Origin of the sequence: Kitasatospora sp. NBC_00458 (assembly GCF_036013975.1) — a bacterium.
GTDB lineage: Bacteria > Actinomycetota > Actinomycetes > Streptomycetales > Streptomycetaceae > Kitasatospora.
On record NZ_CP107904.1, the window covers coordinates 415867 to 435618 of the forward strand.

Genomic DNA, 19752 nt, shown 5'->3' on the forward strand with positions numbered 1-19752 from the left:
CGATGCCGCCTGCCGTGCGCTCCGCACGAGCCGCACGAGCCGCACAGAGCGTGCCGCGCTGAGCGCGGCGCCCGGAGCGCGGCGCGCGAGCCCGGCGTGCGGTTCCCGGCACGCGGCGGAGCCCCGGGGAATGCGACCGGGCCGGTCAGGAGGGATTCATCCCGGGAAACCGCGGAAACGCTCCCTTCCGGCGCCCATCGGAAACCTTTTCTGCCCGCCCGCCACTTCCACCCCATCGGACCGTCCGATAATCATTTCCGGAATTGTCCGCACCGCTCGTCCGTCCACCATTTTCCCTTGACGCCCACCATTCCCGACGGGAGTATTTCCGGGGCTGCGCCCCGGCGGCGCGGCGCACACGTCGCAGCACCGTGAACGGAGGACGAGCAGTGGACCAGCTGAACGAATCCGGAATCCCCTCGAACAACCCGGGAGGGCGGCGGACCTTCCTGCGCGGCGCCCTCGGCGCCACCGCGGTGGGCCTCGCCGGAGCCATGGGCACCGCCCGGGCGAACGCCGCACCGGCCCCCGCACCGGCGAAAATCCGGAGCACGCAGAACAACTGGCGTTTCTGTCAGAAGTGCTTCGTGATGTACTTCTGGGGCTACCCGACCGACGGCGTCTGCCCCGCCGGTGGCGCCCACAGCGCCCAGGGCTACAACTTCATCCTGCCGTACGACGTTCCGGAGACATCCACCGCCCAGCGGAACTGGCGATTCTGCCAGAAATGCTTCTCCATGTACTTCTGGGGCTACCCGACCGACGGCGTCTGCCCGTCCGGCGGCGCCCACAGCGCCCAGGGCTACAACTTCGTCCTCCCGCACGACGTTCCGGAGACACCCACCGCCCAGCGGAACTGGCGATTCTGCCAGAAATGCTTCTCCATGTACTTCTGGGGCTACCCGACCGACGGCGTCTGCCCGTCCGGCGGCGCCCACAGCGCCCAGGGCTACAACTTCGTCCTCCCGCACAGCTGACGGTCCCGCACGCGGAACGGGCGCCGGCGGCAGCCGCGCGCGGCCTGAACGTCCGGCACCCGACCACCGACGCCCCACCACCGACGCCCGCCCAGCAATACCCGATACCCGATGCCCGGCGCCCCCACCCAGGGTGCCGGGCATCGGGCGTCGGGCGTCGGGGGCGGCGCCCACCGACCTTCACGGTCGCAGGGCGGGGCGGGCCGCGGAGTGCGCCCCGAGGCCTGGCGGGAGTGGCGGGGACCTGGCTACCCTGCTCCCGGCCGGGATCCCTACCGGCCGGTACCGCACTCACACGCCGTCAGCACGGACCAGAGGAGTGTTCATGCCCAGCACTTCCCGCTCCGCCCGCTCCACCGGCACCAACCGAAGCCCGAAACCCCGCAGGCTCGCCGTCCTCGCCGCCCTGGCCACTGCGGCCGCCCTGACCGCCGGAGTCTCCGCGCCGGCCCACGCGGCCGAACCGGCCCCCACCGCCGCTCCTGCCACCACCCCCGACGGCTCGGCCGGCGCGGAACGGCAGGGCGGCCTGCCCCCGATCCACCCGGAGCGCGACTTCGCCGGCTCCACCGTCGCCGCGCACGAGGGGAGAGCCGACACCCCCGCCCTCGCCTCCCTGACCGCCACCCAGACCCCGGGGCTCGACGTCGCCAGCTACCAGGGCAACGTCGACTGGGCTTCGGTGGCCGGCAACGGCGCCCGCTTCGCCTACGTGAAGGCCACCGAGGGCACCACGTACCGAAACCCGTACTTCGCCCAGCAGTACAACGGCTCCTACAACGCCGGCCTGATCCGCGGCGCCTACCACTTCGCCCTGCCCGACCGGTCGTCCGGCACCGCCCAGGCCAACTGGTTCGTCGACCACGGCGGCGGCTGGTCGCGCGACGGCAGGACCCTCCCGCCCGCGCTCGACATCGAGTACAACCCTTACGGCGCCACCTGCTTCGGCCTCTCGCAGAGCGCCATGGTCAGCTGGATCCGCGCCTTCAGCAACACCGTCCGCTCCCGCACCGGCCGCTACCCCACCATCTACACGACGACCGGCTGGTGGGCGACCTGCACCGGCAACAACTCCTCCTTCGGCGCCACCAACCCCCTCTGGATCGCCCGCTACGCCTCCGCCGTCGGTACCCTCCCGAACGGCTGGACGTACCAGACCTTCTGGCAGTACGCCGACTCGGGCACCTTCCCCGGAGACCAGAACCTCTTCAACGGCGCCTACGACCGCCTCAAGGCGCTCGCCAACGGCTGACGCGCCGGGGGCCGGGCTGAGAAGAAACGTTTCCCCTCAGCCCGGCCCCGCCAGGTCAGGCGCGCTCGGTCACCAGGTGCCGGTGATGGGGGTGTCGCCGGGGTTGCCGAACCTCACCCCGTACGCCACCGCACTCGAATCGTGCGCCGCACCGAAGAACTCAGCCGTCGCCGAACGGTAGACACCCACCTCGTCGGAGCCGTCACCGTCCCAGTCCCCCACGATCGGCTGCTCGTCATGGTTGCCGAACGCCACATAGTGATCCACGTGCGCACCCGACACCGCGTCCGTCAGATAGAAACTCGCCTCACTCGGACGGTAGACCCCGATCGTGTCCCGACCATCACCGTTCCAGTCACCCACCAACGGCACATCACCGGCCACACCCATCCGCTGAGTCCCCACCACATTCAGATTGTCATCGGTCCACGCGAAATCCTGCGTCGCCGGCTGGTACACCGCGATCGTGTCCCGACCGTCCCCGTTCCAGTCACCCACCAACGGCACATCACCCGGATTCCCCAAACCCCCCGCAACCGCCACCGAACCATTGTCGTTCGACAGGTAGAAATACGCCGAACCCGGACGATAGACACCGAACGTGTCCCGACCGTCCCCGTTCCAGTCACCCACCAACGGCACATCACCCGCCGCCCCGAACACCGACGAACCCACCGTGTTCCCCACCCGGTCCGACACCGCGAAGAACGAATCACCCGGCCGGTACACACCCACACCCGTCGGCTTCCCCGACACGGCACCGCCGAGTTGGACGTCCAGGTAGTCCTGGTCGATCTGGAGCGAGTGGCCTCCCCAGCTCTCCGTGATGTTGCCTCGGTACTGGTGGACGCGCTGGTGGTTCGCCCAGGCGCCGGCCGGTATGACCGGCTCGTCGGTGTTCGCCGCGCCGTTCCAGCGCGCGGTGAACAGGACGTCGGGGAGCGCGTAGCCGCTTCCCCGGCTGTTCACCACGTCGGCGATGCCGGAGGACGAGGAGCTGTAGACCGCCGAGCCGTAGCCCCGCTCGTGCAGCCGGGTCGTCCAGGCGGACAGGAAGGAGAGGACCCGGTCCGAGCCGGAGGTGTAGTTCTCCATGTCGTAGTAGAGCAGCGAGCCCTGGCCGAAGCCGAGTTGGGCCGCCTGGTTGACCGCGTCGTCGGCGGCGGCACGGCCCTGGCTGGTGGCGGAGGTGATCTGACCGGCCTGGAGGCCCACGTAGATGGGCAGGAAGCGCCAGCCGTTGGCCGCCTGCCGCTGCACCCAGGACGCGGTGAGGTTGGCCTGCGCGCAATAGCGGTTGCTGCCGCCGATGTAGACGCCGACCGCGCCGTAGGGCGAGTTGGCCTTCCAGGCGTCCATCAGCGCGTTGCCCGGTGCCGTGCAGGCGTCGAAGCCCTTGCCGGTGTGGTTGGTGAGGTCCGCGCCGCTCGCCGTCAGGGCCGCGGTCCGCGCGGCGGGGGCTTCGGCCGCACTCGCTGCGGGCTTCTGCGGAACCGCGCGCGGCAGGCCCGCACGGTCGAGGACGGACCGCACCAGGGCGGGGTCCTCGGCGTAGGTGGCCGTGACCTTGAGGCCGGAGAAGCGGCTGACGATCTCGTGGCTGACGTCGCGCAGTTCGGTCCCCCAGTCCGCGGGGCCGGCGGCGTCCGGCTGGACGAGCAGCGCCTCGGTCCGGCCCACCAGGCCGGTCGGGCAGTCCTGGGTCTCGCCGGGGGTGCCGAGGTAGACCGCGTGCCGGGCGAAGTGGACGCAGGCGGTCGGGTCGGCCGCCAGGTCGATGACGGGCCAGTCGGCCGGCACGTCGAACCGGTGCCCCTGGTAGGTCACGGGCTTGAGGCCCGAGGCGGAAGGCGCCGCGTGGGCGGCGGTGCCGAGGGCACCGCCGAGCAGTGCGCCGACCGCGGCGACGACGGGGAGCAGGCTCCGTCGTGCCGATCGGAAGGTCGATGACATCGCTGTGGAACTCCTTGAGGGTCGTGTTCGGTCCGGACGGACCGCGAGTGGAGCGTCTGCCGCCCGCCTCCGGTTGCGTGCGGGCGGGCGGCGGCGCCGAATGCCTCGGCGTCAGGCCGGGCGGGTGCCCCGATGCGTACGGGGCGTGGAGCCCGCAGCCGGGGTGAACCCGGCGGCGGGGTCGAACGGCGGGCAGGCGCCTCTGCGAAGTCGCCTACAACCGCGGGTGGAGCGGTGGGTCGTGTGCGGCTCCCGGCTACCAGGTGCCGGTGATGGGGGTGTCGCCGGGGTTGCCGAACCTCACCCCGTACGCCACCGCACTCGAATCGTGCGCCGCACCGAAGAACTCAGCCGTCGCCGAACGGTAGACACCCACCTCGTCGGAGCCGTCACCGTCCCAGTCCCCCACGATCGGCTGCTCGTCGTGGTTGCCGAACGCCACATAGTGATCCACGTGCGCACCCGACACCGCGTCCGTCAGATAGAAACTCGCCTCACTCGGACGGTAGACCCCGATCGTGTCCCGACCATCACCGTTCCAGTCACCCACCAACGGCACATCACCGGCCACACCCATCCGCTGAGTCCCCACCACATTCAGATTGTCATCGGTCCACGCGAAATCCTGCGTCGCCGGCTGGTACACCGCGATCGTGTCCCGACCGTCACCGTTCCAGTCACCCACCAACGGCACATCACCCGGATTCCCCAAACCCCCCGCAACCGCCACCGAACCATTGTCGTTCGACAGGTAGAAATACGCCGAACCCGGACGATAGACACCGAACGTGTCCTGACCGTCCCCGTTCCAGTCACCCACCAACGGCACATCACCCGCCGCCCCGAACACCGACGAACCCACCGTGTTCCCCACCCGGTCCGACACCGCGAAGAACGAATCACCCGGCCGGTACACACCCACACCCGTCGGCTTCCCCGACACGGCGCAGTTGCGGCTGGTGAAATCCCTTGTGGAGCCGTTGAAGCCGACTCCGTCGAAGGTGGCCTGCTGGCCGACTCCGTTCAGTGTCTCCTCGAAGTGGAGGTGCGGGCCGGTCGAGTTGCCGGTGTTGCCGAGACGGCCGACGACCTGGCCCGCGTTCACGTGCACGCCCACCGAGACGTCGAGGGCGGAGAGGTGTGCGTAGTGCGTGGTCCAGCCGCCACCGTGGTTGATCCGGACGTGTGTTCCGGCCCATGAGCTGCCTGCTTCGGCGACCTCCACGGTGCCCGCGGCGCTGGCGGTGACGGGGCGGCCGTAGTCGTCGCCCGGGTAGTGGTTGAGGTCGACCGAGCCGTTCGGGTTGTGGCCGGCGTAGGTGCTGGCGGTCCACGTCTCCCCGCAGGGGACGGGGAGTTGGAAGTCGGGCCGGCCGGCCGCATGAGCCGGCGGAACGGCGAGCAGGGACAGTGCGATCGTGGCCATCACGGTCAAGCCGGTCAATCGTGCCTTGAGCATGTGGAGCCCCCCTCGGAAGGTGCCGACTGTCGCGCGGCTCCGGACGCCGCGCGACACGGACACCGGACACGGGACGGCACGGCGCGGCGGAGGACGGCCGCGCCGCCCCCGCCATCGCTTCCGCCGCCCCCGCCGGCGGAACAAGGCCTCGCAAAAGCGTCGGAGAGGCCTCGATTTTGCGGCGATCCCCTTTGCCGCTCCTCGACAGTAGAGGATGCTCCTTCGCTTTCCAAGAGCTCCCGAGCGGGAAAGTAAGTCCCCGAACGGACCGCCGGACAAAGGAAATCATCACGGAAAATCAGACCTGACGTGCCATCAGCCCTAAGATCGCCGAATACGGTCCATGCGCCCCAGGGGCGGTCGAATGCGACGAACCCGGTTCGACCCCGAACAGACGGAACGCGGCCCCGCCCCCGGGAGGGGTAGGGGCCGCGTCGGGTTCGGGCGGGGGCGGGGCGGGTGGGACGGGCCGGTCAGGGCAGGTTGAGCGGGGCGGGCAGGCGGGGGCCGGTGGGGACGGGGCGCCACCGGAGGGTGCCGTCCCGGTCGGCGACGACGCGGCCGAAGGGCTGGTCGCCGAAGTGGAAGGCGAAGCCGAGGGTGCGCGGGGCACGGAGCTCGGCCAGGAGGGTGCGGCGGGCCCGCAGGACGGCGGCCGCGTCGGTGTCCGGGCCTGAGGGCCAGGCCGGGTTGGCGATCTGGGCCGGGGTGTGGAAGGCGTCGCCGAAGACGACCAGGCGGTGGCCTCCCGGGTCGGTGACGACGTACGAGGTGTGCCCCGGGCTGTGTCCGGGGGTGATCAGGGCGGTGACGCCGGGCCAGATCTCGGCGCCGTCGTCGAAGGGCTGGAGGACCCGGGACATCGGCACCATGAAGGAGTCCCAGGACGGCGCTCCGACCTCGATCTCGCCGCGCCAGAACGGTTCCCATTCGGCACCGGCCACCCGGTAGGCCGCGCGTGGGAACGCCTTGTGCAGGACGTGGTCGCGGCCGGGGCGGAAGCCGAGCCCGGTGTGGTCGGTGTGCAGGTGGGTGAAGGCGACGGTGTCGACGGACCCTGGGGACACCCGTAGGGCACGGAGGGTGTCCAGCAGGGCGCCGCCGCGGGAGCGGCCGAGGGCCGGGGAGAGGACGTTGGCGCCGAGGCCGACGTCGATCAGCAGGCGTCGGCCTCCGCGTTCGACGAGGACGCCGCCGGCCGACGCGGCGATCCGGCCGCCGGGGGTGAGCGCCTCGGGGTGGTCGCGCCAGTACGCGGGCGGGACGGCGGGGAGGAAGCCCGCCGGGTCGAGTTCCATGGCGCCGTCGACGACGTAGGTGACCCGGGTGTCGCCGAGGTCGAGCGAACGGACCGCGGACTGCTCGTTGAGCCGTCCGAGCCGTGGCAGGCGCGGACGGGCGGCGGCCGCGCGGGGCGCGCCCGCGGTGAGAACGCCGGCCGCGGCGGCGGCGGAGGCCGTGGCGCCGAGGGCGGTGCGCAGCAGGGTGCGGCGTGAAGTGCCTTTGGCGCGTGGGGTGTTGGCGGTCATGGTCGGGAACTCCCGTGGGGATCGGCCTGCCTGGGATCGGCCTATGTGGGGATCGGCCTGTGTGGGATCGGCGGGGCGGGGATCAGCCGGTGTTGCGCAGGCCGGCGGCGATGCCGTTGACGGTGAGGAGCAGGGCGCGGGCGAGCAGCGGGTCGGGCTCGGCGGAGGCGGCGGCCGCGGCGCGGCGTCGTTCGAGCAGGGCGACCTGGAGGTAGGAGATCGGGTCGAGGTAGGCGTCACGCAGGGCCAGGGTCTGTTTCAACCCGGGCTGATGGTCGAGGAGTTCGCATTCACCGGTGACCCGGAGCACCTCGGTGAGGGTGCGGTCGTGCTCGGTGCGGATGGTGTCGAACACGTGGGTGAGGTGCGGTGGGACCAGCGTGTCGACGTAGTGGCGGGCGATCCGCAGGTCGGTCTTGGCCAGCGTCATGGCGACGTTGGACAGGAAGTTGCGGAAGAAGTGCCACTGGCCGTACATCTCGTCCAGGACGTCGCCGAGTCCGGCCTCGCGGGCGGCGGCGAGGCCCGCGCCGACCCCGTACCAGCCGGGGACGATCTGGCGGGACTGGGTCCAGCCGAACACCCACGGGATGGCGCGCAGGCCGTCGAGCCCGGCGCCCGAGTCGGGGCGGCGGGACGGGCGCGAGCCCAGGTGGAGTTCGGCGAGCTGGTCGACCGGGGTGGCCGCGAAGAAGTACGCGGGCAGGTCGGGGTGGTCGACGAGTCGGCGGTAGGCGGCGTGGGCGGCCTCGGAGACGACCTCCATCGCGGCGTCCCAGCGGGCCAGCTGCTCGGCGGACTGGCGGGGTGCGGTGTGCAGTGCGGTCGCCTGGAGGCTTGCGGCGACGGCGAGTTCGAGGTTCTCCCTGGCGAGCGAGGGCAGCAGGTACTTGTCGGAGATGACCTCGCCCTGCTCGGTGACCTTGATCTCGCCCTCCAGGGTGCCCCAGGGCTGGGCGAGGATCGCGTCGTGGGACGGGCCGCCGCCGCGGCCGACGGTGCCGCCGCGGCCGTGGAAGAGCCGCAGCCGGACGCCGTGCCGGTGGGCGACGTCGCGCAGCCGGCGCTGGGCGCGGTGGATCTCCCACTGGGAGGTGGTGATGCCGCCGAACTTGGAGGAGTCGGAGTAGCCGAGCATGACCTCCTGGACGTCGCCGCGCAGGGCGACCAGCCGGCGGTAGGAGGGGTCGGCGAGCAGTTCCTCCAGGATGTGGCCGGCGGCGCGCAGTTCGTCGGTGGTCTCCAGCAGCGGCACGATGCCGATCCCGGCGACCCCGGCGTGCAGGTCGACCAGTCCGGCCTCGCGGGCCAGCACGGTGGCGGCGAGGACGTCGTCGGCGCCCTGGCACATGGAGACGATGTAGGACTCGACGACCTCGGGGCCGAAGGTGTCCAGGGCGCGGCGGACGGTGTGGAAGACCTCAAGGGTGCGGGTGGCGGCGGTGTCGAGGGGGGCGGGTCCGAGCAGTCGGCGTGAGGTCAACTCCTTGGCGAGCAGGCGCTGCCGGTAGTCGCGCGGCATGTCGGCGTAGCGCCAGGACTCCTCGTCGAGGCGGTCGACCAGGAGTCCGACGGCGTGGTGGTGGGCGTCGGCGTGCTCGCGGACGTCCATGGTGGCGAGTCGGAGGCCGAAGGCGGCGAGGGTCCGGATGGTGCGGGCGAGCCGGCCGTCCGCGAGCAGGGTGCCGCGGTGTTCGCGCAGCGAGTCCTGGATCAGGCGGAGGTCGGCGAGGAGGCCGGCGGTGCCGAGGTAGTCGCGGCCCTCGGTGTGCGGGGTGCCGTCGGCGAGGCGGCGTTTGGTGTTCTCCAGCTTCTGGCGGACGCAGGTCGCCTTGAGGCGGTACGGCTCCTCGGCGTTGAGGCGCCGGTAGCGGGGGCTGAGTTCGGGGAGGGCGGCGAGGTCGGCGCGGAGCGAGGCGAGCAGGTCGCCGGTGGCGCCGGTGTGCCGGACGGAGTGGGTGAGCAGGCCGCGCAGTTCGTCGACGGTCCGCAGGGCGGCGTCGATGCCGTGTTCGTGCTGGAGGAGCAGCACCTCCCAGGTGACCTCGGGGGTGACGTTGGGGTTGCCGTCGCGGTCGCCGCCGATCCAGGTGCCGAAGGTGAGCGGGCGGGTGTCGTCGGGCAGGCGGACGCCGGCCTGGTCGAGGTCGGCGGCGAGGTCCTCCAGGAGGTCGCCGACGGCGCCCGCGTGGAGTTCGTCGAGGTAGTAGACGGCGTTGCGGGCCTCGTCGGCGGGTTCGGGGCGGGCGACGCGCAGTTCGTCGGTCTGCCAGACGAGGTCGATGTGCTCGGCGAGCCGGGTGTCGAGGCGGCGGCGGTCGGCCTCGTAGGGCGGGATACCGGCGGTGTCGAGCAGGGCGGCGATCCGGCGGAGCTTGTGCAGGACGCTGCGGCGCGCGGCCTCGGTGGGGTGGGCGGTGAAGACGGGGCGGACGCTGAGGCGGGCGACGGCGTCGGCGAGGAGTTCGGGCGAGCGTTCGGCGCCCTCCCGGACGACGCGGCCGAGCGGGGACTCCCGGCGTTCCCGGGCCGCTCTCAGTTCCCGTCCCCGGTGGACCTGTTCGGTGACGTTGGCGAGGTGGAAGTAGGTGGAGAAGGCGCGGACCAGCTTGACGGCGGTCTCCAGGTCGACGTCGGCGAGGAGTTCGGCGGTGGCCTCGCCGTCGGTGCGGCTGAGCAGCCGTACCTGTTCGACCAGGCCGAGGAGTTGGGGGCCCTCCTGGCGGACCAGCGTCTCGCCCAGGAGGTCGCCCAGGCGCCGGATGTCGGCGCGCAGGGCCGCGTTCGCGATCGGGGCGTTCATGGGGTCTGGGTCTCCCTGGTGGAGCGGTTCGGGTCGGCCGGCGGCCGGGGTCGTCGGGCCGCCGGTGGGGCGCGGTGGCGGGCGGGATCGGGGGCGGGCGGTGGCGGCGGCGGGTCGGATTGCTCGGAGCTCAACGGCTCTGCCACGACGCCGCGTTGACGGGTGGGCGGCCTCGGTCCCCAGGGCGGGGGCGGCCCCGGGGCGGGGCCCGGGGCTCAGGGGGCCAGGAGCGCGGCCGGGTTCCGCCGCGTCACGGCGCCGATCTCCGCCGTGGTGAGCCCGGCGGACCGGAACCACTCCCGGTTGCGGTCCGGCCAGGCGGCCGGAACGGGCTGCTCGGGCTGGCCCAGGTCGGAGCTGAAGACGACCCGGGGGTGGGCGCGGACCAGTTCGGCGAGGTGGCCCGGGTCGCGGTGGCCGAGCAGCAGCATCAGCGCGGTGAGTTCGACGTAGAGGCCGGGCAGGTCCGCCAGCCCGGCGAGGTCGGCGGGGGTAAGGCCGGACATCGGGTGGGTGGCGTGGGTGAGCAGGAGGCGGGGCAGTTCCAGCCGGGCGGCCTCGTCGGCGACCCGGAGGGTCTCCTCGCGGTCGCAGTGGCCGGTGGCGAGGACGACCGGGAGGTCCCGGGCGGCGCGGAGCACCTCCCGCACCGGCCGGGCGAGCCGGCCGGTGCCGTCGAGGATCCGCGGGCCGCGCCACCGTTCGAGGTCGAGCAGCGGGTGGAAGGGGGCGCGCCGGAGGGGGGACGGATGGGCGGGGCCGATGTGGGTGGGCAGGTGGACGAGCAACCGGGCCGGGCTGTCGGGGCCGTGGGCGTAGACGGCCTGTTCGACGACCCGGGTCCGGACGCCGCCGGCGAGGTCGTTGAGGACGACCGTGCCGGAGACCGGCAGCCCCTCCTCGCGGGCCTCCCACGCGGCGGCGGCGGTGGAGCCCAGGTGGCTCTTGACCGCGACCCAGCCGTCGATCCCGGCGTAGGCGCGCCCGGCCCCGGCGACGGTCAGCCGGCGCCGGTAGAGGTCCGGCCCGGCGTGGTAGTGGACGTCCACCACCTGCCGGTCGGCCGGCCGGAGCCCCCCGGCCGGGGCCGGCTCCCCCGCCGGGGGCTCCGGCGGCCGGTCCCGCGCGGGTGGTTCACCCGAGGACCGCTCCCCCAGGGAGGGTGCCCCCGGAGGCCGCCCCGCCGGGGACGGCTCCGGCACGGGCCGCTCCGACGGGGGCCGCTCCCCCGCCGGACGGTCCGCCGGGCGCCGGGCGGCGTCAGGCATCGCCGGTCCCGCGGGCCGGCCCCTCCCACGGCTTGGCGTAGCCGAAGGTCCGGCGGGCCTCGTCGAGGCGCGTCCCGTCCGCGACCGCCCGGGCGATGGCGGCCTCGGTGGCCTCGACCCGCTCGGCCCGGTCGGCCACCTCGGCGGCGCGTCCGGCGGGCACGACGAGGACACCGTTGTCGTCGGCGACGACCACGTCCCCGGGCCGGATTGTGACCTCGCCGATGGTGATGTCCCGCCCCGTGGCGGCGAGTTCGACCCGGTTCTTGCCACTGACCATGGTGACGCCGGTGCTGAACAGCGGGTACCCGGCGGCCCGGATCTCGGCGATGTCGCGGGCCGAGCCGAACAGCGCGGTGCCCCGTGCGCCCCGGCTCCGCGCGACGGCGGTGAGCAGCGAGCCCCAGTTGGTGCAGTCGGTGCTGCCGCCGTTGTCGACGACGACGAAGGAGCCGGCGGGTACCTCGTCGAGGTAGTTCGCCGCGTTGCGGAAGCCGCTCCCGGTGTCCTCGACGGGCCGGTAGGTGACGGTGTAGGCGCGGCCGGCGGTGCGGGCACCGGGCACGCGGGCGGCCAGTCCGGCCAGGACGCCGGGCAGGCCGAGGCTGTCCAGCGCGTCGGAGACCGAGGCGGTGTCCAGGCGGGCCAGCCGGTCGACGACCTCGTCGGCCGCCGTCCCGCCGTCGCCCGCCGCGCCGTCGACGGACGCGGCGGCGGACCGGGCGGCCGCGTCCCGGGCGGCCGCGGCCCGGGGGGCGGCGGACCGGGGGGCCTCCGCCAGTGCACCGGCCACGGCCCCGGCGACCTCGCGGGTACCGGCCGTACCGCCGAGGTCGTAGGTGACGGTGGTCCGGGCGCGGGCGACGCCGCGGACGGCGGCGCGCAGTTCCTCGCCGGGCACCGTCAGGCCGAGGTGGTCGAGCAGTTGGGCGACGGTGAGCAGCATGGCCATCGGGTTGGCCCTGTCCTGGCCGGCCATCGAGGGGGCGGATCCGTGCACGGGCTCGAAGTAGCTGCCGTGGTCGCCGATGTTGCCGCTGGGGGCGAGGCCGAGGCCGCCCATGACGCCGGCGCCGAGGTCGGAGAGGATGTCGCCGAACATGTTCTCGGCGACGAGCACGCCGAACCGCTCGGGCCGGCGGACCATCCAGAGCGCGACGGCGTCGACGTTGAGGATCTCGGTCTCGATCCCGGGGTACTCGCCCGCGATCAGTTCGAGCCGCTCGCGCAGGTGGTTGCTGCTGTTGCGCAGCACCATCGGCTTGTCGACGAGGGTGAGCAGGCTCTTCCCGCGGGCCCGGGCGTGCTCGAAGCCGAAGCGCAGCAGCCGGTCGATGCCGAACCGGGTCTGGAGGCGCAGCGTGACGCTGGTGTGCTCGGGGCCGGAGGCGGCGGCGTTCGGGTGGTGGCGCACCGCCTCCCAGAGGGCGCCGTCGAGGCCGTGCAGGTCGAGCCCGGCGTAGAGGCCCTCGGTGTTCTCCCGGATGACGGTGAAGTCGAACCGGCCGTCGTCGAGGTCGGTGACGGGGCGGATGTTGGCGTAGAGGCCGAGCCGCTGGCGGAGTTGGATGACGGGCGAGACGTAGTGGAGGCCGGTGCCGCGCAGTTCGGGGACGAGTTCGTCCTCGGTCTCGCGGAGGGGCTTGCTGGTGATGGCGCCGAGCAGGCAGGTGTCGGTCTCCTCCAGGAGCTTCCAGGTGCGCTGGGGCACCGGGTCGCCCTCCTGCCGCCAGCAGTCCCAGCCGATGTCGCCGAAGCGCAGGTCGAGCGGGAGGTCCAGGCGCTCGACGGCGGCGAGCGCGGCGTCGACGACCTCGGGGCCGATGCCGTCGCCGGGCAGGACGGCGACGCTCTTCGTCGTGGGTGGGGTGGGCATTACCGGAGTCCCTTCTCGTGCAGGAGTGCCTCGACGAGTGCGGACACCTCTGCGGCTTGGTCGAAGTGCGGGCGCATGCCGGCTCGGGGGGCGACGTGCACCAGGTGGTGGGGGGCGGCGGCGGTGTGCCGCCGGGTGACGAGCTGGGAGCGGCCGCCGACGATCTGGAGCAGCGGGCCGGGGTGGGCGCGGACGGCGTCGGTGAGGTCGATGCCGCGGAGCAGGCGGAGCCCTCCGGCGAGCCGCCGGCCGGCCTCCGCGTCCGGCTCCGCCGCCTGCGCCGCCCCCGCACCGGCCCCGGGTGCGCCGTCCGGGAGCCGTCCGCCCAGCCGTCCGTCCAGGAGTCGTCCGTCCAGTCGTCCGTCCGGGAGCCGTCCGTCCGGCAGGACCCGGCGGTGCAGCAGGTCGAGCGCGGCGGCGGGCCGGCCGGCGGCGGCCAGGTCGGCGATCTCGCCGAGCCGCCCGTCCAGGACGGCGTCGCTGCGGGCCGGTCCGGAGACCAGCAGGGCGGCGGTGGCCGGGTCGGCGTCGGGCAGCAGTGCCTGGGCGACCGCGCCTCCCAGGGCGTTCCCGCAGAGCAGGTCGACGGGCCCGAAGGTCGGCAGCACCTCGCGCCAGCGGGCGGCCAGGCCCGCCAGCGTGGTCACCTCCTCGTCCCAGAGGGCGAGGGTGTCGGCGACGGTGACCCGCAGTCCGGCCCCGACCAGCGTGCGGATGACCGGGGTGAAGAAGGCGCCGCCGTCCCAGCCCGGGGTGACCGGGGCGAGGACCAGGGCGTGCGCCGTGCCGACGGCGGTCGGGGGGAAGAAGACCGCCGTCGGCACGACCGGTCCGGCGTGGGTGGTCACCGGGCGCCGGCGAGGGTGCGCGCGGTGGCGATGGCCTCGCCGTGCTCGCCCAGCAGCTCCTTGCGGTGCTCGACCGAGAGGTCGTAGCGGCCGAGCACGAGGTCGGGCAGGGGCAGCGACGGCCGGCCCTCGGGGATGGTGGCGAGCAGCAGTTCGGCCAGCCGCAGGACCGGGGCGAGGTCGATGTGCCCGGCCTTCTCCGGGTCGGTGCGGTCGAGGTGGGCCAGCCACTGCTCGGCGATGAGGTTGCCGGGGCCCTTGCCCATGCCCTGGACCGAGGAGTCCATCCAGGTCGCGCCGGCCGCGACGGCGCTGATGGCGTTGGCCAGCGCGAGGCCGAGGTTGTTGTGGGCGTGCAGGCCGACCGCGCCGCCCGTGACCGAACGGGTCAGGGTGGTGAGGTCGGTGGTGTCCACCGGGGAGAGGCTGCCGTTGGAGTCGGCCAGGTAGACGACCTCGGCACCGGCGTCGGTGGCGGCGGTCGCCACCTCGACCACCTCGCGGGCCGGCCACTGGCTGATCCGGGCGAAGTTGACGCCGACGGTGAAGCCGAGGTCGCGGGCCTGGCGGATGTACTCCAGGCCGGGTTCGTAGCCCTTGGCGGGCAGGATGACGCGGACCAGCCGGGCGCCGGCCGCGTACATCGCGGGCAGGTCGTCGCGGGTGATGTTCTTCGGGTGCAGGATCATCGCGACCCGGTGCGGGCCGATCTCGCGGGCGGTGGCGGCGATGAAGTCGTCACCGCCGATTCCGGTCAGGCCCAGGTCGGGGATCGGGGCGAACGAACCGTTGCGGTAGGCGATCTCGACCCAGTCGAAACCGGCCTCGACGCTCAGCCGGGCGTGCTCCAGGGCGTAGGCGAGCGGGAAGTGGAATCCGGTGCGGTACCCCCCGTCCCGGAGAGTGACGTCGATGTTGGTGATCCTCATGGCTCCTCCATCAAGCGGACGTGCGGGGTGGGTCAGGAAGGGTCGTACGGGTTCGTCGGGCGGGGCCCGGTCGGCGGGCCCGGCGCGTGCCGCGTGCTCGGCGGCCGTGGCAGGCCCCGCGGATGCCGTGCGCGGCGGCTTCGCTGCGTCCGGCGGCTTTGCTGCGTCCCACGGCCGCCGTGCGCCGTGCGCCGGCCGCTTCGCGGTGCGTCCGGTGATCGCGGAGCGGCGCGGACGGCGGGTCAGACGGACTGGGCGGCGGCCACGTGGTGCGCGGCGCGGCGGCCGAAGACCAGCGAGCGCAGCACCGAGGTGGCCGGCGGGTAGGCGTGGTAGAAGAGGCCGGTGGCCTCGCCCGCCGCGTACAGGCCGGGGATCGCCGTGCCGGACGGGGTGACCACCCGGCCGGCGAGGTCGGTGCGGACGCCGCCGTAGGTGAAGCAGATCGCGGCGGTCACCGGGATGCCGATGAACGGCGCGGTGTCCAGCGGGGTGGCCCAGTTGGACTTGGCCGGGGTGAGTCCGACGGTGTGCTTGCCGTCCAGCCGGGTGGGGTCGAACTCCCCGGGCGCGACGGCCGCGTTGAACTCGGCGACGGTCTTCTCCAGGGCCTCGGCGTCGACGCCCAGCTTGTCGGCGAGACCGGCCAGGGTGTCGGCCTGCTCCGGCGGCACGTCGGTCAGCAGGGAGTTCGCGATGCCCGGGATGGCCAGGGTCTTGGCGTCGGCGATCCAGTACGCCTCCTGGTCCTGGTTCCTCCAGATCTCGTAGCCGACGTGCTCGAAGGTGTTGTCCCAGGTGTCGCGGCCCTCGTCGAAGAAGCGCTCCAGCCGGCCGTTGACGAAGATCCCGGCTGCGAAGCCGTAGAGCACCGCGTCGGCCTTGCCGGTGCGGGTGTCGACCGGCTCGGCGTGGATGCCGTCGAACTGGCCCGCGGTGTCGGCCCCGAGCTCCAGCGCCATCCGCAGCGCGTCACCGCGGTTGGCGGCGATCCCGGGGGCGATCAGCGGCAGGTCGCAGGCGTTCCGCCCGACGTACCGGGTGAGCATCTCGGGGTTGCCCTCGAAGCCGCCGCAGGCGAGTACGACGGCGCGGCCGGCCAGCGTGCGGGTGAGGCCGTCGGGGCCGCGGACGATGACGCCGTCGACCGCGCCGTCCTCGTCGGTGGAGAGGCGCAGGGCCTCGGTCAGGTAGCGGATCTCGACCCGCGGGTCCGCCTCCAGGGCGGCGCCGAGGTGCTCGACGATGGCGGCGCCGCCGCCGCGCGGGCTGGCCGGCGGGGCCATGGACGGGGTGCCGGCCGCGAAGGTGTGCGGCAGCGGGAAGTCCTGGAAGGCGATCTCGACGCCGTGCTTCTCGACGAACGCGAGGGTGCCGGGGGTGTCGCGCTCGACGGTGCGGCAGTAGTCGAGGTCGGCGAGGCCGCCGGAGACCCGGTGGACGTGCTCGGCCCAGTCGGTGTCGAGCTGCCGCTGCCGGTCGATCCGCAGGAAGGCGCCCGTCCAGCGGGTGGCTCCGCCGCGCTCCTCCTTGCCGGAGCGCTCCAGGACCGCGATCCGGACGGGCCGGTCCCGGCCTTCCGTCGCCTCGGCGAAGGACAGGGCGGCCGAGAGGCCGGCGGCGCCGAATCCGACGACGATCAGGTCGTACGCGGGGACCGGGGCGGACGTGGCTGACATGGTTCTCCTACGCGGTGAGTGGGGTGTGAGGGGGTTGCGGGCGGCGCGGGCCCGTGGCCGGCGGCGCCGGCCGGAGCGGGGGCAGGAGCCGGCGGTCAGCGGTTGGGGGTGATGACCCGGCTGGTCCGGTACAGGCGGTACTTGGCGCCCGTCGTGGTGGTCGCGAACTCCTGGTACCGGCGGGTGAACTCGGCGTCGTCGAAGATCGCGTCGAAGCTCTTCTCGTCGGACCAGGCCGCGAGGTTGACCACGGCGTCGCCCTCGACGCTGGTCAGCAGGCGGGAGCCGCGGAAGCCCTCGGCGGTGGCGGCGACGTGCGCGACGGCCTCGGCGAGGGCGGCCACGGTGGCGGGCGCGTTCTCGGTGGTGGCCACGTTGATCAGCAGCACGCCGTCGCCCGGCTCGGGGGCGGTGACCACGCCGGGGCTGGCGAAGCCGGCGGTGAACGGGGTCCGCTCGTAGGAGGCGATGCCGAGCGTGTGCCAGGGGTCGCTCTCGATCAGCTCGGTGACGGTGGCTTCGTCGAGGTCGGCGGTGACGATGACGGCGCCGCCGTCCGGCCGGGGGCCGCTGAGCAGGATGCGGCCGCGGTCCGCGTGGTCGCGCAGCCAGGCCTTGTGCTCGGGCAGGTGGGCGGTGACGGTCTCACGGGGCTTCAGGTAGGTGAGCGTGAGGACGTGGATCACGGTGGTCTCCGGTGCGGTGGGAGGGTGGGAACAGGGGAACCGGTCGGTGCGGGCGCCGCTGGACGGGTTTCCGCCGTGGCCGGTGGCCGGTGGGCGGGCGCGGGGTCGGGGCGGGGCGGGCGCGGGGCGGGGGCGGCCGGTGTCAGCGGCCGATGCGCGCCGCCAGGTCGCGCAGGACGGTCTCCGCCTCGGCGACGGTGTCCTCGACGATCGCGGCGGCCGGGCGGACGTCCTTGACCAGGTCGAGGACCTCGCCCGCGAACAGGGCGCGCTGGCTGACGTCGTCGCGGGCGACCGCGGCCGCCCACGCGGGCTCGACCTCGGCGCGCCGCGCGGCGAGGTCCTCGTCGCGGCCGGTCCACTCGCGGGTGAAGGCGTTGCTCACCGAGCGGGCCCGGTAGACCTCGTCCCAGGGGATGCCGCGGACCACGTCGAAGGACCGGGTGTCGACGGTGTCGGTGGTGCCGGCGGCGGTCAGCGAGGTCTTGAAGCCGGCGGTCGCGATCGACTCCACGGTGAGCGCGAAGCGGGTGCCCATCATCACGCCGTCGGCGCCGAGGGCCAGCGCCGCGGCCAGCCCGCGGCCGTCCGCGAAGCCGCCCGCCGCGACCACCGGGACGGCGCCCCGGACGAGGTCGAGCACGGCGGGGACCAGCGGGAGGGTGGCCTGGGTCTTGTGGTGGCCGCCGGCCTCGGCGCCCTGGACGACCAGCACCGACGCGCCGGCCTGCAGGGCCACCAGGGCCTGCTCGGTGTCGTGCACCTGCACCACCACCCGGGCGCCGCGCTCGGCGGCCGAGGACACGTAGCGGCCCACCTGGTCGGCGTCGCCGAAGGAGAGGGCGATGACGGGCGGCGCGTAGCCGAGCACCTTGTCCCAGAGGCCGGGGCGCTCGTCGAAGGTGAACATCACGCAGCCGGCGCCCCAGACGCCGCCGGCCTCGGCGGCCTGCGGCAGGTGCTCGTCGATGAACGCGGCGTCGCCGTAGCTGACGCCGACGAGGCCCAGGCCTCCGGCCCGGGTGACGGCGGCGGCCAGTCGCCCGCCGGAGACGCCGCCCATCGGCGCGCTGACGATCGGATGGTCGATTCCCAGCAATTCTGTCAACTTGGTCGAGATCACGACTTCCCCGGCTCCCAGCTCGAATATCGGAATGACGGAACGATGAACGATGAACGATCGGATTGACGCGGAACCTGCCACCGGGGATTCTTCGGGACGGCGGACCGCGGACGGCTCCCGGGGCTTTTCGACCCCGGGACCGGCCTGGCCGGTTTCGCACTCAAACCATAGTTCGACCGGCGTCTCGGCGACTAAGACAGAAAATGCGTGGAAGCCATAGGACCGGACCTATGGGCGGCACCCGCGGAAGTGACGCTCCGGGACCGGAGGTGAACTTTCCGTACCCGGGGGGCAAAAAAGAATCACCCGGTCCGGGGAAATCATTCTCCGGACCGGGTGATCGGGTGGGGGTCGAGGCGGATCGCGGACCGCCCCGACCGTGCGGGGAGGTCTCAGGCGAGGTACGGCCAGCCTCTCCGGGCGGCGGCCTGGGCGAGCAGCCGGGCCGCCCGGCCGCCGGCCGGCGCGGTGACCGCCAGCCGTTCACGCGGCGGCGCGCTGGTGGGCAGCGGGCGCCAGTGGAGCTGCGCCTCTCCCTGCACCGCGAGCCTCGGGCGCAGCGCCACCAGGTCGCCGGCGGTCTGCAGGGTGTGCACGAAGAGCGCCTGCTGGTCGTCGACGGGATGCAGTTCGGCCCGCCAGCCGAGCGCGGAGAGCTGGGCCGGGACCGTCTCGGCGTACCCCGGCGCGCACCCCTCGACGTACCAGAGCAGCCGCTGGGTGGCGAGGTCGTCCCAGGTCAGAGTGGGTCGGGCGGCCAGCTCGTGGTCGGGGCGCATGACCACGCCGAGCGGCTCGTCCCAGACCACCGCGCCGACCAGCCCGGGCGTGGTGACGGGGAGCCGGACGATCCCGAACGCCAGCTCGCCGTGGTGCAGGAGCTCCGGCTGGTCCGCCGCGCCGACGTGCCGCATGCGCAGCTCGGCGCCGGTCCGGCCGGGCCCGTCGGGGTGCTCCCCGGCCAGTCCGCTCTGCACCTCGGCAAGGACCTCGGTCGGTACTCCGCCGCAGACCCCGACCGGCCAGACCCGGGGCGTCGGCGCGGCCGCCGCGATCGCCGACCGGAGCTGTCCGGGAATGGACTGGATTTCCCGCAGGAAAGCCCGGCCGCTCGCCGTCAGCTCGACGCCGCGTGAACTCCGGATGAATAGCGGTGCACCGACCCTGCTTTCCAGTCTCTTGATCTGCTGGCTGAGGCTCGGCTGGGATATCCGCAGTTCCTGGGCGGCCGCCGAGACGGTTCCCGCCCGGACCACGGTGAGGAAATAGCGAAGGTGTCGCATGTCGAAGTCGTCGACGTGCTCGGCGTGGCCCGCCGCGCGCCGGGCGGCAGCCCGCATCGAATCCTCCAGGGCGTGACCGAATTCCGT

The 19752-nt window shown here is 73.5% G+C and carries 14 protein-coding genes; 2 read left to right on the forward strand and 12 right to left on the reverse strand.

All coding sequences use genetic code 11. From position 1 onward, the window contains the following. The first annotated feature begins 389 nt into the window (after nucleotides 1-389). Together OG550_RS01820 and OG550_RS01825 are read left to right on the forward strand one after the other, a co-directional pair. Entirely contained in the window at nucleotides 390-977 is a 588-nt protein-coding gene (locus OG550_RS01820; RefSeq protein WP_327673750.1) for a hypothetical protein, read from the forward strand. 325 nt (nucleotides 978-1302) lie between these two features. Continuing rightward, nucleotides 1303-2229, forward strand: a complete 927-nt coding sequence (locus OG550_RS01825; protein ID WP_327673752.1) for a lysozyme — start codon at nucleotides 1303-1305, stop codon at nucleotides 2227-2229. Nucleotides 2230-2298: 69 nt separating this feature from the next. On the opposite strand, the gene OG550_RS01830 is transcribed toward OG550_RS01825, so the two are convergent. The 12 genes from OG550_RS01830 to OG550_RS01885 all read right to left on the reverse strand — a co-directional run bounded on the left by OG550_RS01830 (nucleotide 2299) and on the right by OG550_RS01885 (nucleotide 19722). After that, nucleotides 2299-4182, reverse strand: coding sequence for a DUF1906 domain-containing protein (locus OG550_RS01830; RefSeq protein ID WP_327673754.1), 1884 nt, complete (start codon nucleotides 4180-4182; stop codon nucleotides 2299-2301). 256 nt (nucleotides 4183-4438) lie between these two features. After that, nucleotides 4439-5698, reverse strand: a complete 1260-nt coding sequence (locus OG550_RS01835) for a M23 family metallopeptidase (RefSeq protein ID WP_327673756.1) — start codon at nucleotides 5696-5698, stop codon at nucleotides 4439-4441. A 416-nt stretch (nucleotides 5699-6114) separates the two neighbouring features. Further along, nucleotides 6115-7170 carry an MBL fold metallo-hydrolase gene (locus tag OG550_RS01840; RefSeq protein ID WP_327673758.1) on the reverse strand — a complete coding sequence of 352 codons (1056 nt, stop codon included), beginning with the start codon at nucleotides 7168-7170 and terminating at the stop codon, nucleotides 6115-6117. A gap of 82 nt (nucleotides 7171-7252) precedes the next feature. Further along, complete coding sequence (gene ppc, locus OG550_RS01845) at nucleotides 7253-9973, reverse strand: phosphoenolpyruvate carboxylase (protein ID WP_327673760.1); 2721 nt, start codon at nucleotides 9971-9973, stop codon at nucleotides 7253-7255. 215 nt (nucleotides 9974-10188) lie between these two features. Further along, nucleotides 10189-11022 carry a DUF6282 family protein gene (locus OG550_RS01850; protein ID WP_327673762.1) on the reverse strand — a complete coding sequence of 278 codons (834 nt, stop codon included), beginning with the start codon at nucleotides 11020-11022 and terminating at the stop codon, nucleotides 10189-10191. 211 nt (nucleotides 11023-11233) lie between these two features. Next, nucleotides 11234-13117: an isocitrate/isopropylmalate family dehydrogenase gene (locus OG550_RS01855; RefSeq protein WP_327673763.1), complete on the reverse strand. Its 1884-nt coding sequence runs from the start codon at nucleotides 13115-13117 to the stop codon at nucleotides 11234-11236. Further along, nucleotides 13117-13965 carry an alpha/beta fold hydrolase gene (locus tag OG550_RS01860; protein WP_327673765.1) on the reverse strand — a complete coding sequence of 283 codons (849 nt, stop codon included), beginning with the start codon at nucleotides 13963-13965 and terminating at the stop codon, nucleotides 13117-13119. The genes OG550_RS01855 and OG550_RS01860 overlap by 1 nt, the downstream gene beginning before the upstream one ends. Further along, nucleotides 13962-14894: a hypothetical protein gene (locus OG550_RS01865; protein WP_327673767.1), complete on the reverse strand. Its 933-nt coding sequence runs from the start codon at nucleotides 14892-14894 to the stop codon at nucleotides 13962-13964. The genes OG550_RS01860 and OG550_RS01865 overlap by 4 nt, the downstream gene beginning before the upstream one ends. Before the next feature lie 242 nt (nucleotides 14895-15136). After that, entirely contained in the window at nucleotides 15137-16573 is a 1437-nt protein-coding gene (locus OG550_RS01870; RefSeq protein ID WP_327673769.1) for an FAD-binding protein, read from the reverse strand. A gap of 95 nt (nucleotides 16574-16668) precedes the next feature. Beyond that, nucleotides 16669-17259, reverse strand: a complete 591-nt coding sequence (locus OG550_RS01875) for a YciI family protein (protein WP_327673771.1) — start codon at nucleotides 17257-17259, stop codon at nucleotides 16669-16671. 142 nt (nucleotides 17260-17401) lie between these two features. Beyond that, on the reverse strand, nucleotides 17402-18382 hold the full coding sequence (locus tag OG550_RS01880) for an NAD(P)H-dependent flavin oxidoreductase (RefSeq protein WP_327673773.1): 981 nt from the start codon (nucleotides 18380-18382) through the stop codon (nucleotides 17402-17404). Between the two features lie 392 nt (nucleotides 18383-18774). Continuing rightward, on the reverse strand, nucleotides 18775-19722 hold the full coding sequence (locus tag OG550_RS01885; protein WP_327673776.1) for a LysR family transcriptional regulator: 948 nt from the start codon (nucleotides 19720-19722) through the stop codon (nucleotides 18775-18777). Between the last annotated feature and the right edge of the window lie 30 nt (nucleotides 19723-19752).

Coding starts and splice junctions, on each gene's coding strand:
- OG550_RS01840 (WP_327673758.1), bottom strand. CDS start 7,170: ATGACCGCCAACACCCCACGCGCCAAAGGCACTTCACGCCGCACCCTG.
- OG550_RS01830 (WP_327673754.1), bottom strand. CDS start 4,182: ATGTCATCGACCTTCCGATCGGCACGACGGAGCCTGCTCCCCGTCGTC.
- OG550_RS01885 (WP_327673776.1), bottom strand. CDS start 19,722: ATGCGGGCTGCCGCCCGGCGCGCGGCGGGCCACGCCGAGCACGTCGAC.
- OG550_RS01825 (WP_327673752.1), top strand. CDS start 1,303: ATGCCCAGCACTTCCCGCTCCGCCCGCTCCACCGGCACCAACCGAAGC.
- OG550_RS01855 (WP_327673763.1), bottom strand. CDS start 13,117: ATGCCCACCCCACCCACGACGAAGAGCGTCGCCGTCCTGCCCGGCGAC.
- OG550_RS01870 (WP_327673769.1), bottom strand. CDS start 16,573: ATGTCAGCCACGTCCGCCCCGGTCCCCGCGTACGACCTGATCGTCGTC.
- OG550_RS01865 (WP_327673767.1), bottom strand. CDS start 14,894: ATGAGGATCACCAACATCGACGTCACTCTCCGGGACGGGGGGTACCGC.
- ppc (WP_327673760.1), bottom strand. CDS start 9,973: ATGAACGCCCCGATCGCGAACGCGGCCCTGCGCGCCGACATCCGGCGC.